Origin of the sequence: Mycobacterium sp. (assembly GCF_052145595.1) — a bacterium.
In the GTDB taxonomy this organism is placed as follows: domain Bacteria; phylum Actinomycetota; class Actinomycetes; order Mycobacteriales; family Mycobacteriaceae; genus Mycobacterium.
On record NZ_JBKQOI010000175.1, the window covers coordinates 1 to 14185 of the forward strand.

Genomic DNA, 14185 nt, shown 5'->3' on the forward strand with positions numbered 1-14185 from the left:
TTCGTCGGCAAGGATTTCGTGGTCACCGTCCGCCACGGTGAGCACGGCGGACTGTCTCAGGTACGCAAGCGCATGGATGCCGACCCCGAGCAGCTACGCCTGGGACCGTACGCGGTGATGCACGCCGTCGCCCACGAGGTGGTGAACCACTACCTCGAGGTGAGCCATCTGGTCGAATCCGATATCGACAGCATCGAGGAAGTGGCGTTCGCCCCGGGCCGCAAGCTCGATGTCGAACCGATCTACCTGCTCAAGCGCGAGGTCGTCGAACTGCGCCGGTGCGTCAACCCACTGTCCGGCGCGTTCCAGCGAATCCAGCAGGAAAACAAAGACCTGATCTCCAAAGAGGTGCGGCGCTACCTGCGCGACCTCGCCGACCACCATTCCGAGGCCGCAGAGCACATCGCCAGCTACGACGACATGCTCAACTCGCTGATACAGGCCGCACTGGCCCGCGTCGGCATGCAGCAGAACAACGATATGCGCAAGATGGCGGCCATAGCCGGCATCTTGGCGGTGCCCACCATGGTCGCCGCCATCTACGGGATGAACTTCCATTTCATGCCCGAGCTCAACTGGACGTGGGGTTACCCGGGGATAATGGCCTTGATGACCCTGGCCTGCCTGGTCCTGTACTTCCAATTCCGGCGCAACAATTGGCTGTAGCCCGCTCGCGCGCCGACTGTGCGCTGGCGGCTTCGAGTGTGCGTCCAGGGTAGCAATTTCGCGATTCGCCCGCCGTGGGCGCAGAGTCGACGCCGCCTACGCAGAGTCGATGAACCAAGCTCATGTCAGTCCGGTTGTGCCGCAGGCCGATTCGGATCCAGCACGTCCACGCCGTCGTTCTGCCATGCCCGTCGCATGGCCTGGGCCCCTTTCAAGCCGCCTTTGAGCCGCACCCATGCCGCCTCGGTCGCGGTGATCGGAGTCGCCGATAGGAACTTCACCGGGTCGCGCGGCGGCTCCAGCGGCAGATCCGGGATGTCGCTGTGGCCCAACAACACCGCGGTGAACGGGACGCGGCGCGACGGCGACGCCCATAGCGGCGAGCCGAGGTCAATCAGCGCTTCGGCGGCCAGCACCAGACCGTCGACCGCCGGCGCAGCCGCCAGGATGGCCAGGCTGCGGGCAATGCCCGTGGCGGGCCCCGGATCCCGCAGGCGCAGCGTGATTTCGGCGCGCGGGCCGCGCTGGTGATCGGCGAATGGTTCCGTCGGATCGGTCATCGGATGGCGCGAGCACCCCAGCGACACGTAATGCACCAACCCTTCTGCGCCACCACGAAATCGCAGCACCTCGATGGGTTCGGTGCCCAGAAATGTCACGCTCGCCGAATCAGGCTCGGCCCCGACACCAACCTCGGCGAAGTGGCTGCGCAGGTGTGCGCGCAGTCGATCCAGAATCTGTGTCACTTAAGCGCAGACGGCGCGATCGTCAGGTTCACCCCGGAGTCGGCGTCGAAAACGGCCAGTTTGGTGGTGTCGAACGCCAACTCGACCGACTGCCCGACGGCCGCCTTCGACTCGGCGGTAACCCTTGCCACGAACTGATTTTCGCGCATTTCCCCCTGGGCCTCCAGTTCATCCAACTGAGCCGAGTGCACTGCCGGACCCGCGGTGGTGAAGTACACGTATTTGTCGGCGCCCAGCGATTCGACCAGGTCGACCTTCACCTCGAAGGTCAGCGCCCTGATGCGCTGGTAGCCGTCAATCAACGCGGCATCGGCCAGGTGCTCGGGCCGCACCCCGACGATGACGTTGTCCGGTTTCGGGTGCGAAGCGATCACCTCCTGCACTTCCGGCGTCAGCATCACCTCACCGAAGGACAACTTCAGTCCGATCGGTGTCAACGTGGCCGGGAAGAAATTCATCGCCGGCGAGCCGATGAATCCCGCAACGAAAAGATTGGCGGGGCTCTCGTAAACCTCGTCCGGGGTGCCGATCTGCTGTGCCACACCCCCGTGCATCACCACGACGCGGTCTCCCAATGTCATGGCCTCGGTTTGGTCGTGGGTGACGTAGACGGTGGTGGTGCCCAATCTCCGTTGCAGCCGGGCGATCTCGCCGCGCATCTGCACCCGCAGTTTGGCGTCCAGGTTGGACAGCGGCTCGTCCATCAGGAATGCCTTGGGGTGGCGTACGATGGCCCGGCCCATCGCGACCCGCTGTCGTTGTCCACCCGACAGCTGAGACGGCTTACGATCCAGAAGTTCGCTCAGGTCAAGGATTTTGGCTGTCTCCTCGACCTTCTGCGCAATCTCGCTCTTCTTCATCTTGGCCAGGGTCAGCGGAAACGCAATGTTCTGCCGCACGGTCATGTGCGGGTAAAGCGCGTAAGACTGAAAGACCATTGCGATATCGCGGTCTTTGGGCGCCTTCTCGTTCATGCGTTCGCCGTCGATACGCAACTCGCCCGACGAGATATCCTCAAGTCCCGCAATCATATTCAGCGTCGTGGTCTTGCCACACCCGGACGGCCCCACTAGGATCAAGAATTCACCGTCGGCAATCGTGATGCTGAGGTCTTTCACCGCCGTCGCACCGTCGGGGTAACTCTTGTTGACGTGCGCCAACACGATCTCGGCCATCGGAGCTATCCCTTCACAGCGCCGGAGGTCAACCCGGCGACAATTCGTCTTTGGAAAATTAGAACAAACACGATGATAGGTACCGTAATCACAACCGCGCCCGCCGCGATCGATCCGGTTGGTTCCTCGAACTGCGAAGTGCCGCTGAAGTTCACGATCGCCACTGGCGCGGTGATCGCCGCCTTGGTGGCGGTCAGCGACAGCGCCAGCAGCAGGTCGTTCCAGGCGAAGATGAACACCAGGATCGCCGCGGTCACCAGTCCGGGTGCGGCCAGCGGGACGATAATCTTGCGGAAGGTCTGGCTCGGCGTAGCGCCGTCCATCTTGGCCGCCTTCTCCAAATCCCATGGGATCTCCCGGAAGAATGCCGACAAGGTGTAGATGGCAAGGGGCAGGGCGAATGTGATGTACGGCAGGATCAATCCCGGCCAGGTGTCGAACAGGCCGAGGAAGCGTTCGATATTGAACAACGGCGTGACCAGGGAAATAGCCGGAAACATGGTGATCAGCAGTGTGGCACCGATGAGCAGCCGCTTGCCGGGAAAGTTCAGCCGGGCGATCGCGTAGGCGGCCATCGCGCCGAGCACCACCGCGATGACGGTGGTGATCAACCCGATCCCGACGGAGTTGGTCAGTGCTGAGCCGAACAAGTCCCCCCGGAAGATGCCGCGGTAGTTGTCGAGGGTCACCGACGAGGGAATCAGCTTGCCGTCCTTGACCGTTGACGTCGGTTTGAGGGACAGGCTGAGAATCCACAGCACTGGAAGAAGCGCATACACCACGACAAGGGTGTCGATGACGGCCCAGATCGTGGCGCGCCGCGCGCCCACCCGTGCCCCTCCCCATTCAACGACCATCAACATCACCCCCAGGCGCCGCGGCGCCGAACACCTTGATGAAGACCAGCGCGATGATCCCCACGCACACGAAGATCAGCACGCTGATCGCCGAGCCCAGCCCCACGTTGAAGCCCTTGAACAGGTTGTCGTAGCCCAGGATTGACACCGAGTCGGTGTTGTTGGTGCCCTGAGTGAGCACGTAGATGCTGTCGAAGATGCGAAAGGCGTCCAGCGTCCGGAATAGCAGCGCGACCACGACCGCCGGCTTGATCATCGGCAAGATGACCCCGGTCAACCGCCGCCAGGCGCCGGCGCCATCGACCTGGGCGGCTTTCAGTAAATCCTCTGGTACCAGCGCCAACCCGGCCAGTAGCAGCAGCGACATGAACGGCGTGGTCTTCCAGACCTCGGCGATGACGACGATGCCCAGCGACGGGATCTGTTGAGTCAGCGGCGCACTGCCTTGCGGCAGCAGGTTTGCCAGGTATCCGGTCCCCGGCGTCCAGGCATAGTACCAGCTGTACGACGCGACCGCGGTGACGATCCCGTACGGGATGAGTATCGCGGTGCGCACCAAACCCTTGCCGACGAGGGTGCGGTGCATCACCAGCGCCAGCGCCAGGCCCAGCACGAACTCGATCGACACCGAAACCACCGTGATCGCCAGCGTTACCACCAACGCCGTCCACCAATACCGGTCGGTCAAAATGGTTTGGTAATTGCCCAAGCCGATGAACGCGGTGTCGTTGGGAGTGGCAAGGTTGTTGCGCTGCAGGCTAAGCCAGACGGCGTAGCCGATCGGATAGCCCGTCACCGCCAGCATGAGAATCGCCGCCGGTGCGACCAGGGCGAAGGCCAGCCTTTGTTCTGGCGGCCGCTTTCGGGTTCGTGCCGGCGGTGCCCCCACCGCATCGTCGCCGGGGCGGGTCACGGCAACAGCCCCTTGCCGTCGATGGCCTTTTGCACCTGCGCGGTGAGCTCGTCGGCCGTCCGCTCCGGGTCAATCTCGGTGATCGGGCTCAGCACCGACGCGAGTCGAATGGCCACCGCCTGATAGACCGGGGTCGCCGGACGTACGGCGGCGTCGGTGAGCTGCCGGCGAATGACGGTGTACATCGGATACTTGGCCTGGAACTGCGGGTCGGAATAGAGCGAGGCGCGCACCGCGGGCAGGCCGCCCTGGATCGAGACGTACTTCTGACTCTGCGGGCTCCGCAGGCAGCGCACGGCTTCGAAAGCCTCCGCGCGGTGGCGGCTGGCACTGGCCACCGCCAGGTTCAACCCGCCGATCGTCACCTTGGCCGGCTGGCCCGGCGCCACACCTGGGTAGGGCGCGAAACCGAAGACCTTCTGGCTGGCCTCGTAGGCGACGCGAAATTGCTCGTCGGTGGGCGCGAACGTCCCGACGTCGTTGACGCTGCCGGCCAACGCCGGATTCCCGTTGAGCGGCAGGAAGGGCACACCGCCCTTCACCGCGTTCTCCAGCAGGGACGCCAGCACGTAAGGCCAGTTGACTTCGAGCGCGGCCTTGCCCTGTTCGACCGCCAATCGTGCAGTGCCCTCGTCGGTCCGGGTGATCGACGGGTCGGCTCCCGGTGCGGTGGCCACCGACTTGAGAATCCGCAGCGCGCTGACCGTGGCGGCCCGGTGCGCAGGCGTGTCGGTCAACGTGACGTGGCGGCCGTCCTCGGAGAGCACCTGACCGCCCGCGCTCACCAGCAGCGTGTTGAACCACACCACCAGACCTTCGCCCTCGTTGGCCTGCACGGCGATGCGGCCGGGCAGACCCGCTTCGTGCAGTTTGGCGGCTTCGGCCACCACGGCGTCCCAGGTCGCCGGCGGTTGGTTTACCAAATCCGGCCGGTACCAGAGCAATTGGGTATTGGTGGTGACGGGTGCGCCGTATAACTTGTGCTTCCAACGTGCCGTCGCGAGCGGTCCCGGCAGGGTGTCGACGGTCGCATCGGCCTCGGCCTGCCCGGCCGGGTCGTCGGACAGCGGCAGCGCCCAGCCCGCCTCGGCGAACTCCGCGGTCCACACCACGTCCAGCGCCATCACGTCCAGGCCGCGGTCGTGCGCGCTCAGCCGCCGGGCCAGCTGTACGCGTTGCTCACCGGGAGCCCTGGGCAGACTCACGTGCCGGATGGCGAACCGGCCGCCGAATTGCCTGGTGCAATCCTGAGCAACCGCGGTAAATGTCGCGCCGTCGGTGGCCGGTGTATAGAAGCTGATCACCAGCTCGTTGCCGCCCGACCCGCAGGCCGACGACACCGATGCGATGGTCGCCGTCGCCAGCACGATTGCCCCCACTTGGCGTGCGCGCCCGCGACGACCCACCGATTGTCTCTCGCGCATCGTGTTGAAGCGTCAGATCGCCAGGCGCGCCAACAGATCCCGTGCCTTCTCTGCGTTTTGCGGATCGCAGAGTACGTCGTAGCGGCCGGCCACCAATTGCATGGTCGAGCTGAAATCCCTCGTGCCACGGGCCATTGCGTACGGAACCGCGGAGGTGATCAATCCGAAGAACACCCCGGCGACCAGGCCAGTGACCAGGGCGGCCCATGGATTGGGGCTGAAGAAGCCGAGCACCAACCCGATGAACAAGCCGAGCCAGGCCCCGGTCAGGACACCCCCGCCGAGCACTTTGGGCCATGACAGCCGTCCGGTGACCCGTTCAACCTGCATGAGATCGACGCCAACAATGGTCACCTGCTGAACGGGGAACTCTTGGTCGGACAGGAAGTCGACGGCGCGCTGCGCCTCGGCGTAGGTGGGGTAGGAACCAACCGGCCAGCCCTTGGGCGGCGTGGGTAATGCGGGCACACCATGCCGACGGCCCGCCGCGCCCGGAGGCGCCGCGCCGGGAACCTGTCCAGGCTGGAAGGGACTAGTCATTTGTGCTCATTCTGCTCCGCCTCGGCCATCGTCTCACCCCCGGCCCTCCCACGCCCACCGAGGCGACCTCCCAGCGAACCGTTGTGCCCCACCACACAGCGGTCGGCGCCGTGCTTCGCGGCGGCAATCGCCACAGCGCATAGGCTAGGTTGAACACCATGTCAGCTCCCGGCGGTGGCTTCGATCAGGGTGGCCATGGCGACGAGGCAAACCCGTCGCAGACCGGCGGCCGAGCCCCCGAGCAGCCGGATTGGCACGCCCCCTGGGATCCGCCCGCGGCCGAGAATCCGCCGCATGCGTATTCACCGCCCAACTACCCTCCCGGCTATCCGGCCGAATACCCACCGCCCGGATACGGGCAGCCGCCGGGCTATGGCGGCCCCCTGTATCCGCCCGGGCCGCCTTCCTATCCGGGCGCCCACCACCCCGCGCCAGGTTATCCGGGCGGCTACTGGCACCAGGAAGGCACGCAGCCCGGGACGAACCGACTGGCGATCGCCTCGCTGGTCTCCGCGCTCGTCGGGGTGTTGTGCTTCATCGGCGCGATTGTGGCCATCGTGCTCGGCACGGTCGCCGTCGACCAGATCAAACAGACCCGCGAAGAAGGCTACGGGTTGGCCGTCGCCGGCATCGTGATCGGCATCGCGACCCTGATCGTCTACTTGGTCATCGGGATCTTGGCGATGCGCCCTCAATAAGAGGACCGCCGGCGATGTGGGCCGATCGCGAAGAATCCCGGGTGAGAAGCAGTCAAACCATTGCGCCACTCGTGTCACAAGAGTTATGTATGGTGATCTAGTTCACGAAGTTAAGAAGAGGTAACTTCCGGCCAGCTCACACCATTAGGACGGTCGAGTGCGCATAGGGAGACGCTGGGGTGTACGCCCGGCCGCGACGGCCGTGCGGCAGCGGGCACTCCGCGTGAAACGCGCACCGGCGTTCGGCGTCGCCGTGATCACGCCCTTGGTGTTGGCCGGAGCGGTCGGGGGCGCGGCCCCCACCTTCCACGGACAGCTCCCGTCGGTGCATGCCGCCGTTACCCCGGTGGCCGCGGTTTCCCCCACCGTCCCGGATCAGTCCGGCCCGGTCGTCATCGCCATCGAGCGCGGACCAACCGCGTTCCACGTCGCGGAGGCCGCTTCGGTTGCGCCGCCCCCGCCGATGATCGTGAATGCGCCTGGCGCGCTGGGCATTCCGTCCGTCGCACTCGTCGCATACCGCAGCGCCGAACAGAAGATGGCCGTCGCCGCCCCGGGCTGCGGCGTCAGCTGGAACCTGCTGGCCGGAATCGGGCGCATCGAGTCGGGCCACGCGGGCGGCGGCGCCGTCGATGCACGCGGCACCGCGATAGTCCCGATCTACGGTCCCGCGTTGGACGGCACGCTGCCCGGCAACGAGGTCATTGCGCAAAGCAGCGTCGGCAACCGCGCCACTTACGCCCGCGCGATGGGGCCGATGCAGTTCTTGCCCGGCACCTGGGCGCGCTACGCCTCCGACGGCAAAGGCGACGGCACGGCCGATCCGCAGAATCTTTTCGACTCCACGCTGGCCGCCGCCCGGTACCTGTGCAGCGGCGGGCTCAACCTGCGCGACCCGGCGCAGGTCATGTCCGCGATCCTGCGCTACAACAACTCGATGTCGTACGCGCAGAACGTGCTGGGCTGGGCCGCGGCGTACGCCACCGGTGTAGTCCCGGTCGACCTGCCGCCGCTCACCGGGCCACCACCACCGCTCGGCGACGCGCACGACGAGCATCCGGAGGGACTCGGACCTGGCCTGCCGATGAACATCCTCGGGCTGCCGACGGACGACCCGCTGTCGCGCGTGCCGTTGATCGACTTCAGCCAGCCCCAGCTCACCGGTCAGCCGCCGATGTTCCCGTGGATGGCTCCGACCGCCGGGCAGCAGGCACAGACGCAGCAGCCCGGCTGCACGCTGATCTGCATCGGCCCACAAAACCCGGCGCCGCCGGGGCCGCAACTGCCGCCGCCATTTCCCCCGCCGGGGTCTGGACCGCCACCTCCCGACGCCGTCCCGCCGCCGGCACCGCCCGCCGGCATGCCACCGGCCCCGCCCGCGGGCCCTGCACCGAATTCGCCACCGGCGAGCCCGGCCGCCGGAGCGCCCAAAGCCTCGAAATCGCCCAAGCCGGCCGACCCGCCGCCGACGGCGTCCGGCTCGCCCGCGCCCCCTCCGGGCGGCTAACCGGCCACGGCCGAGCACGCCTAGACTCGGCGGTGATGTCCAGTCATGACTCTTCTGATTTGAAAGCCGACCGAAGCGCAGCCATCCGCGCCGCACTGGGGAAGGTGATCGACCCCGAACTACGCCGTCCCATCACCGAACTCGGGATGGTCAAGGGCGTCGACATCGAGCCCGATGGCGGTGTGCACGTGGCGATTTACCTGACCACCGCCGCCTGCCCGAAGAAGACCGAAATCAGCGAGCGCGTCGCCAAGGCGGTCGCCGACGTTCCCGGGACCGGCGCGGTGAAAGTCACCCTGGATGTGATGAGCGACGACCAGCGCACCGAGCTGCGCAAACAGTTGCGCGGGGATGCCCGCGAGCCCGTCATTCCGTTCGCCCAGCCCAGCTCACTGACCCGGGTGTATGCGGTGGCGTCCGGCAAGGGCGGGGTCGGGAAGTCCACCGTCACGGTCAACCTGGCAACGGCGATGGCCGCCCGCGGGCTGTCGGTCGGCGTGCTCGACGCCGACATCCACGGCCATTCCATCCCCAGGATGATGGGCACCACCGACCGGCCCACCCAGGTCGAGTCGATGATCCTGCCGCCCATCGCCCACGAGGTGAAAGTCATCTCGATCGCCCAGTTCACCGAGGGCAACACGCCGGTGGTGTGGCGCGGGCCGATGCTGCACCGGGCATTGCAGCAGTTCCTGGCCGACGTCTACTGGGGGGATCTGGACGTCCTGCTGCTCGATTTGCCGCCGGGGACCGGCGACGTCGCCATCTCGGTGGCTCAGCTGATCCCCAACGCGGAGATCCTGGTGGTGACCACGCCACAGCTGGCCGCGGCCGAGGTCGCCGAGCGGGCCGGCAGCATCGCGGTGCAGACGCGTCAGCGCATCGTCGGCGTGGTCGAGAACATGTCGGGGCTGATGCTGCCGGACGGCTCCACGATGCAGGTATTCGGCGAGGGGGGCGGCCAGCAGGTCGCCGAGCGGTTGTCGCGTGCGGTCGGCGCCGACGTGCCGCTGCTGGGCCAGATCCCGCTGGACCCGGCACTGGTGGCCGCCGGCGATTCGGGAATTCCGATCGTGCTGAGCGCACCCGACTCCCCTGTCGGCAAGGAGTTGCGCAGCGTGGCCGACACCCTGTCGTCGCGACGGCGCGGATTGGCGGGAGTGTCGCTGGGCCTCGACCCGACCAGGCGCTGAGCGGCCGGCAGCCGAATCAGTTCAGGTCGCGTCGGTATCGAAGGGCGTGGGGCCACCGGTGTGCTGGTCAGCGGGCTGTGCCGACTGCACCGGTTCCGGCGGGGCTCCGTTGACCGGCCTGTCGAAGTTGCCGGTGAAGAAGGAGTCGTCTCCGTCCAGGAGGTGCTTGGTCAGCGCGGCGCGCGGTGTCATCCCGCGCAGTTTCTGCAACTCGCTGATCGGGCCACGCAGCTCGTCGAACTCGGGTCCGATGTCCTCCCGCAGCTGGCTGGTCATCCCGCTGAGGTAGTCACGCGCCTGCCGGAGCGCGTTCGACGTCCACCGGATTGCGCCGGGAAGCCGCTCCGGCCCCAGGATCACCAGCCCGACCACAACGAGAACCAGGACGTGCTCCCAGCTCAGGTTCGCGAACATCTAGCCGGTATCCGGGTCGGGCTTCACCGTCAGCGTGACGTGGCGACCATCGCGGACCACCTCTATCGGGGCGTCCTGGCCGATGTTCAGCTGTCTCACGGCGACGACGAACTCGTCGGCGTCGGCGACCGTACGGTTACCAACCTTGACTATCACGTCGTTTTCCAGGATCCCGCCCTTTTGCGCGGGGCTTCCCGCCTTGACGTTGGCAACCTGGGCGCCGGCGGCGATCGCGTTGCTCACCGACCGGGTGCTGACACCGATGGTCGGGTGCACGATCTTTCCGTCTTTGATCAGGGTCTGCGCAACCTCTTTAGCCTCGTTGATCGGGATCGCGAAGCCCAGCCCGCTCGCGCTGTCCGACAGCGACTTGCCCGCGGTGTTGATGCCGATCACCTGGGAGTTCATATCGATCAGCGGGCCGCCGGAGTTGCCGTGGTTGATCGACGCGTCGGTCTGCAGGGCGTCGATGACGGTGTCGGTGTCAGAGCCCTCGCCCGACAACGGGACGGGTCGGTGCAGCGCGCTGATGATGCCGTGGGTCACGGTGCTGCGCAGACCGAGCGGGGCACCGGCGGCGAGGACCTCGTCGCCGACGCGCACCTTGTCGGAATCGCCCAGTTGGGCCACGGCCAGGTTGTCGACGTTGTCCACCTTGAGCACGGCCAGGTCGGTCTTGGGGTCGCGGCCCACCAGGTTGGCGGGGACCTCCTTGCCGTCGTTGAAGACCACGGTCGTCTTGAACTGGCTGGGATTGTTCGCCGCCTCGGAAATGACGTGGTTGTTGGTGACGATGTAGCCGCGGCCATCGACGACGACCCCGGAGCCCTGCATGCCCTCCTGGTCGCTCTTGGATTCGATCGTCACCACGGCGTTGGCGGTCGCGCCCGCCACCTTGGCGAACCGGCCCGCGGGCTGCTCTCCATTGCCGCTGGTCGACAGCGTCACCTTCGAGGTGGTGAACGCCTCGACGACCTCGGCCGTCTTCCGACCGATCACGCCGCCGAGCGCGCCGACCAACAGCGCGATGAGCAGCAGGACTGCCAGCGCGAGGTAGGAGACCTTGCGCCCGAACAGCACGTCGCGCACGCCGAGCTTGCCGCCGTAGCCCGGCGGGGTTTGCGGTATCGACGGGGCAACCGCCGGGGTCCCCAGGGCGGCCGCAGCCGCCGGGTCTCGCCAGGGATCTTCGGGTTCCTCCGACTCGGCGCCGTCCTTCTCGGCGGCCAGCGCGCCGGTATCGATCGGATGGCGCTGTAGCGAATCCAAAGTCCCGACGGGCCGGCTGAACGCGTCCTGGAGGACCGGATCGGCCGGCTGATCGTCGTGCCTGAAATCAGCCTGGTCCCGGTACTTCTGCGGGCGGACACGTTCGGCCACGAAAGACCCCTGCAGTCCGTCGGGACGACTGAACGTTTGACGCGATGCGGGGTCGACCGGTGGCCGGAAGATGGGACGCGGCGCTAGGCGGTTGCCGCTGTCCTCGCCGCTGTTATTGCCTTGGTCGGACGTCACGTGATCCTCTTTGAATCCTCTTCTGCGCGCTCGAGACACGACCTGGTAGGGGGCGATATACGGGTACCGCGTTGTCCGTGTCCACCCTAGTATCCACGGCTCGGTGTTGGTCGCCGGTCAACTAGCGGCGTTTACGCGGGTTGCGCGGGTCGCCGTCGGCGAAACGGTCAGATACTGGTGGCGCCGTGTCGTCGTCGGGCGAACAGTGCGGAATTTGGGACAGCAATCCGAGCAAATTGGTGGGGATCCGGATCGGATGGGAGTCGCGCAGGGCGGCACGCGCCCGCGTTTGATCATCCACTTCGGCCGCGCAATCCGCGCACAGCGAGAGGTGATGCGCGGCCCGCAGGTGCGCATTCATCCGCAGCTCACCATCGACGAACGCCGCGATCGCCTCGGTGGACAGGTGCTCGGTGGACCCGAACCGGCGCGGCGCACCGACGGGCGCATCACTTTGCGAGGCGAACTGTGCGGGGAGCCAGGAGAACGCGCGGCGAAACACCTCTCCTCGGTCGGCCATCACCGGCTCCCTTCGTTGGCGCGCATATTTCGAATGTAGCGCGGCGCGGCCGCCGGTACCCCAATCTACAGCTCGCGAAACCCCAGGATTAGCGGTCCGGTTAGCCAACCACGCTGTCGGCCCCGCCGTCACCCGGCCGGTGTTTACATTCCGTTTGCGCCGAGCAGTAGCCCGCCGATACCGCCGGTGCCGGGGTTCCCAGTCCGGCAGTGGCAGGGCAGGACGCATGGTCTAGCCCGGTCGCTGCAGCGCGATGTTCTTGGGGTTAAGCCGACTTGGCGTGCAGTGACTGGGCGTGGGCGCCTTGTCCGGGGTGTGCGGCCAGATAGTCGCGCAACGCCTGACGTCCGCGGTGTATGCGGCTGCGTACGGTGCCCAGCTTGACGCCCAGGGTGGCACCGATCTCCTCGTAGGACAGACCTTCGATGTCGCACAGCACGACCGCGGCACGAAATTCCGGCGGCAGCGAGTCCAGAGCGGCCTGCAGGTCGGGCCCAAGCCGCGAATCGTGATAGATCTGCTCCGGGTTGGGCTCGTCGGCGGGCACCCGGTCGTAATCCTCGGGCAACGCTTCCATCCGGATGCGGGCGCGCCTGCGCACCATGTCGAGGAAGAGGTTGGTGGTGATGCGGTGCAACCAACCTTCGAAAGTTCCCGGTTGGTAGTTCTGCACCGACCGGAAAACCCGGATGAAGGTCTCCTGGGTCAGGTCCTCAGCGTCGTGCTGGTTACCGGAGAGCCGGTAGGCCAACCGGTACACCCGGTCGGCGTGCTGACGCACCAGCTCGTCCCACGACGGCATCGTCGCCTTGTCCCCCGTCGCGTCGAATACCGCGGTGCCCTGCAACGCGTCTGACGTTTGCACCCATTCGTCGTCCGGGCGGTCCTGGGCGTGAGACATGGTGGTCGGGCTCAAAAGCGTGGTGATGATCGAATCCTCCGCACGTGCCTTGCCATGGATTGGCAGTTCGTCACCGGGAACACATAGCTGCCATGGTGTATTCCCGGCCCAGCCCCCTCCGCGTTCCATAGGGATACCGTCGCGTATCCGCGTATGCGGGGCATAGGAGCAATCTGAGCTAAGGCTGAGAATCCAGATCGTTACAACGGTTATGCAGCGCATATCCACCGTGAAGTGACCTTGGTCGCCCCGCGGGCTCCGGGCGTGTCGTGACGGCCCCGCTCAGGCGCGCCTGACCGAATGCGCCGCGAATTGGAATACGCTGCGGGCATGAACGGCACCGACGCAGAAACCCCCGGCCAGATGGCCCCCAGTCGGGCCGAATCACTCTGCGCCCACGCCGAGGGGTCGATATCAGAAGATGCGCTCCTGGCGGCCGCCCGCGAGCGCGCCACCGAAATCGGCGCCGAAGCGGTGACGCCCGCGGTCGGTGCGCTGTTGAGCCTGCTGGTCAAGCTCAGCGGTGGCAAGGCCGTCGCCGAGGTCGGTACCGGCGCGGGGGTCAGCGGACTGTGGTTGCTGTCGGGCATGGGCGACGAGGGCGTATTGACGACGATCGATATCGAGCCCGAGTACCTGCGGCTGGCCAAGCAGGCCTTCTCCGAGGCCGGCATCGGACCGTCGCGCACCAGGCTGATCAGCGGCCGCGCCCAAGAGGTGCTCACCCGGCTCGCCGACGAGTCGTATGACCTGGTGTTCATCGACGCCGACCCGATCGACCAGGCGGATTACGTCGTCGAGGGCGTGCGGCTGCTGCGATCCGGCGGCGTCATCGTGGTGCACCGTGCGGGGCTGGGCGGGCGGGCCGGCGATCCCGCGGCGCGCGACGCCGAGGTGAACGCGGTGCGGGAGGCGGCCCGGCTCATCGCCGAGGACGAGCGGCTCACCCCCGCGCTGGTGCCGCTCGGCGACGGCTTGCTGGCCGCGGTCCGCGACTGATATGGAGGGGACTTTGTCAAGGGGCAGGGTGAAGCGGCGGCCGCAACCGTCGTCGTGGCCGCCGCTTCGTTGACCGGATGAGTCCTTGGTGGCGTCGAGCGTGTCGTGTCGACGCGT

The 14185-nt window shown here is 66.7% G+C and carries 16 protein-coding genes; 5 read left to right on the plus strand and 11 right to left on the minus strand.

Annotated features, from left to right (window positions below):
* The coding region (locus tag ACLP4W_RS16485; protein ID WP_442387675.1) for a magnesium and cobalt transport protein CorA at positions 1 to 666 on the plus strand (666 nt) is incomplete at its 5' end.
* 125 nt (positions 667 to 791) lie between these two features.
* Here ACLP4W_RS16485 and ACLP4W_RS16490 read toward each other — a convergent pair.
* Genes ACLP4W_RS16490 through ACLP4W_RS16520 form a run of 7 tightly spaced genes read right to left on the minus strand, consistent with a single transcriptional unit; the run spans position 792 to position 6455 of the window.
* Positions 792 to 1412 carry a suppressor of fused domain protein gene (locus tag ACLP4W_RS16490; RefSeq protein ID WP_442387677.1) on the minus strand — a complete coding sequence of 207 codons (621 nt, stop codon included), beginning with the start codon at positions 1410 to 1412 and terminating at the stop codon, positions 792 to 794.
* Positions 1409 to 2587, minus strand: coding sequence for an ABC transporter ATP-binding protein (locus ACLP4W_RS16495; RefSeq protein WP_442387679.1), 1179 nt, complete (start codon positions 2585 to 2587; stop codon positions 1409 to 1411). Before ACLP4W_RS16495 ends, ACLP4W_RS16490 begins: the two co-directional genes overlap by 4 nt.
* A 5-nt stretch (positions 2588 to 2592) precedes the next feature.
* Entirely contained in the window at positions 2593 to 3417 is an 825-nt protein-coding gene (locus tag ACLP4W_RS16500) for a carbohydrate ABC transporter permease (protein ID WP_442387704.1), read from the minus strand.
* Between the two features lie 16 nt (positions 3418 to 3433).
* The gene (locus tag ACLP4W_RS16505) at positions 3434 to 4357 is read right to left on the minus strand and encodes a carbohydrate ABC transporter permease (protein WP_442387681.1); all 924 of its coding nucleotides are present in this window, start codon (positions 4355 to 4357) and stop codon (positions 3434 to 3436) included.
* Entirely contained in the window at positions 4354 to 5781 is a 1428-nt protein-coding gene (locus ACLP4W_RS16510; protein WP_442387683.1) for an extracellular solute-binding protein, read from the minus strand. The genes ACLP4W_RS16505 and ACLP4W_RS16510 overlap by 4 nt, the downstream gene beginning before the upstream one ends.
* 12 nt (positions 5782 to 5793) lie before the next feature.
* Positions 5794 to 6321 carry a general stress protein gene (locus tag ACLP4W_RS16515; protein ID WP_442387685.1) on the minus strand — a complete coding sequence of 176 codons (528 nt, stop codon included), beginning with the start codon at positions 6319 to 6321 and terminating at the stop codon, positions 5794 to 5796.
* Entirely contained in the window at positions 6318 to 6455 is a 138-nt protein-coding gene (locus tag ACLP4W_RS16520; protein ID WP_442387687.1) for a hypothetical protein, read from the minus strand. Before ACLP4W_RS16520 ends, ACLP4W_RS16515 begins: the two co-directional genes overlap by 4 nt.
* A 24-nt stretch (positions 6456 to 6479) precedes the next feature.
* Here ACLP4W_RS16520 and ACLP4W_RS16525 point away from each other — a divergent pair, with 24 nt between their 5' ends.
* From ACLP4W_RS16525 to ACLP4W_RS16535, 3 genes are all read left to right on the plus strand, one after another.
* On the plus strand, positions 6480 to 7019 hold the full coding sequence (locus tag ACLP4W_RS16525; RefSeq protein WP_442387689.1) for a DUF4190 domain-containing protein: 540 nt from the start codon (positions 6480 to 6482) through the stop codon (positions 7017 to 7019).
* Positions 7020 to 7176: 157 nt separating this feature from the next.
* Positions 7177 to 8526, plus strand: a complete 1350-nt coding sequence (locus ACLP4W_RS16530; protein ID WP_442387691.1) for a lytic transglycosylase domain-containing protein — start codon at positions 7177 to 7179, stop codon at positions 8524 to 8526.
* Positions 8527 to 8561: 35 nt separating this feature from the next.
* Positions 8562 to 9719: an Mrp/NBP35 family ATP-binding protein gene (locus ACLP4W_RS16535; RefSeq protein ID WP_442387692.1), complete on the plus strand. Its 1158-nt coding sequence runs from the start codon at positions 8562 to 8564 to the stop codon at positions 9717 to 9719.
* 21 nt (positions 9720 to 9740) lie between these two features.
* Here ACLP4W_RS16535 and tatB read toward each other — a convergent pair whose 3' ends face one another.
* From tatB to sigE, 4 genes are all read right to left on the minus strand, one after another.
* Complete coding sequence (gene tatB, locus ACLP4W_RS16540; RefSeq protein WP_442387694.1) at positions 9741 to 10133, minus strand: Sec-independent protein translocase protein TatB; 393 nt, start codon at positions 10131 to 10133, stop codon at positions 9741 to 9743.
* Positions 10134 to 11648 carry a serine protease HtrA gene (htrA, locus tag ACLP4W_RS16545; protein ID WP_442387696.1) on the minus strand — a complete coding sequence of 505 codons (1515 nt, stop codon included), beginning with the start codon at positions 11646 to 11648 and terminating at the stop codon, positions 10134 to 10136.
* Positions 11649 to 11769: 121 nt separating this feature from the next.
* Positions 11770 to 12168, minus strand: coding sequence for an anti-sigma E factor RseA (gene rseA / locus ACLP4W_RS16550; RefSeq protein WP_442387698.1), 399 nt, complete (start codon positions 12166 to 12168; stop codon positions 11770 to 11772).
* A gap of 265 nt (positions 12169 to 12433) precedes the next feature.
* Positions 12434 to 13198: an RNA polymerase sigma factor SigE gene (sigE, locus tag ACLP4W_RS16555; RefSeq protein WP_442387700.1), complete on the minus strand. Its 765-nt coding sequence runs from the start codon at positions 13196 to 13198 to the stop codon at positions 12434 to 12436.
* Between the two features lie 201 nt (positions 13199 to 13399).
* Here sigE and ACLP4W_RS16560 point away from each other — a divergent pair, with 201 nt between their 5' ends.
* Positions 13400 to 14068 (plus strand): O-methyltransferase, encoded by a 669-nt coding sequence (locus ACLP4W_RS16560; RefSeq protein WP_442387702.1) that lies wholly within the window; start codon positions 13400 to 13402, stop codon positions 14066 to 14068.
* Positions 14069 to 14185: the final 117 nt, after the last annotated feature.

Excerpts from the sequence above, each read along its gene's own strand:
- ACLP4W_RS16495 (WP_442387679.1), bottom strand. The coding sequence starts at position 2,587 with ATGGCCGAGATCGTGTTGGCGCACGTCAACAAGAGTTACCCCGACGGT.
- ACLP4W_RS16510 (WP_442387683.1), bottom strand. The coding sequence starts at position 5,781 with ATGCGCGAGAGACAATCGGTGGGTCGTCGCGGGCGCGCACGCCAAGTG.
- ACLP4W_RS16515 (WP_442387685.1), bottom strand. The coding sequence starts at position 6,321 with ATGACTAGTCCCTTCCAGCCTGGACAGGTTCCCGGCGCGGCGCCTCCG.
- ACLP4W_RS16525 (WP_442387689.1), top strand. The coding sequence starts at position 6,480 with ATGTCAGCTCCCGGCGGTGGCTTCGATCAGGGTGGCCATGGCGACGAG.
- ACLP4W_RS16535 (WP_442387692.1), top strand. The coding sequence starts at position 8,562 with ATGTCCAGTCATGACTCTTCTGATTTGAAAGCCGACCGAAGCGCAGCC.
- tatB (WP_442387694.1), bottom strand. The coding sequence starts at position 10,133 with ATGTTCGCGAACCTGAGCTGGGAGCACGTCCTGGTTCTCGTTGTGGTC.
- rseA (WP_442387698.1), bottom strand. The coding sequence starts at position 12,168 with ATGGCCGACCGAGGAGAGGTGTTTCGCCGCGCGTTCTCCTGGCTCCCC.
- sigE (WP_442387700.1), bottom strand. The coding sequence starts at position 13,198 with ATGGAACGCGGAGGGGGCTGGGCCGGGAATACACCATGGCAGCTATGT.
- ACLP4W_RS16560 (WP_442387702.1), top strand. The coding sequence starts at position 13,400 with ATGAACGGCACCGACGCAGAAACCCCCGGCCAGATGGCCCCCAGTCGG.